Source organism: Streptomyces sp. NPDC051364 (assembly GCF_040682115.1).
In the GTDB taxonomy this organism is placed as follows: Bacteria; Actinomycetota; Actinomycetes; order Streptomycetales; family Streptomycetaceae; genus Streptomyces.
In genome coordinates, this window is record NZ_JBFBAH010000095.1 from 1 (window position 1) to 1,037 (window position 1,037).

The following is a 1,037-nucleotide window of genomic DNA, read 5'->3' on the forward strand; positions in this document are numbered from 1 at the left end:
CGGGGGGCGCCAGCTGTCTGACCTGTGCCGTTCCTGGCTCCGGGTCTGGTTGTGCAGGTTGGTTGAGTACTGCGCAGTTTCAGTGATCCTCGACATGCAGGTTGGCTGAGCGGATCCGGAGGATGCCCTAGATCCCAGTATCTATCTCTAGTGAGAAATGATGCAGATGCTGGAGCGTGGGCTGCGGGTACGCCGTCAGAGCTCTCTCTTTTGAGCGGGTCGTGTTGGCTGCATGGTGGCGAGGTTTGACCCGTGTACGTCATGTTGAGATCGTTTAGGTGACTACTTGTTCACGCGGAACTTGAAGGAGCACTATGCGCGCCAGCGTCGCACGACGTCTCTCCACTCTGGCTTTGGGGATCGGGCTGACCCTCTCGGGGACCGCCTTCGCGGCTTCCCCGGCCTCTGCCGCCGCGATCACGTGCCAGACGACTGGCGGGGATCTCTATGTCACCGCCACTTCGGCTCCGGTTCGGACTGCCTACTACGAGACCGGGCGAGTCGTCGACACCGTCCACCGGGCAGACAGGCTCCATTTCACCCAGTGGTGCAAGAATTCCAAGGGCAACCTTTGGTACTGGGTGGACAAGACCTATGGGGTGAAGGACGGCTGGATCTACTCCGGCAACGTATCGCGTATCTGAACCGGTTTTGTTGCTGCTGCCGGGGCCCGCGTTAGCGGGCCCCGGGTCCTGGAGGCGGAGCCGGAAGGACCGGGGTGGGGAGCGGAGCGGACCTGCCCAACGGGCCGAAGGCCCGGACCCCGTGAAACGGGGTCACCCTAGCCTGCGGAGCAGGCCGTTCGGGGTGGAGCGAAGCGGAACCCCGAACCAGTCCGGAGCGAAGCGCAGGACACCGGCCCGAAGGGCCGGCCCTAGGACCGCGAAGCGGTCCACCGCCGAGCGCAGCGAGGCGGTTCTCTCCTGAGCGCGCAGCGCTCAGGTACCCGCTCCGCGGGTGTTGCCCGTGACCTTGACCTTGATGTTCGGGTGCGCCTTCTCGAACCGGGCGATGTTCTCCTCGATCGCCTTGGCCTC

The 1,037-nt window shown here is 64.4% G+C and carries 1 protein-coding gene; it reads left to right on the plus strand.

Annotated features, from left to right (window positions below):
* Window positions 1–314 precede the first annotated feature (314 nt).
* Complete coding sequence (locus tag AB0M76_RS43485) at window positions 315–644, plus strand: hypothetical protein (RefSeq protein ID WP_365958300.1); 330 nt, start codon at window positions 315–317, stop codon at window positions 642–644.
* Window positions 645–1,037 lie beyond the last annotated feature (393 nt).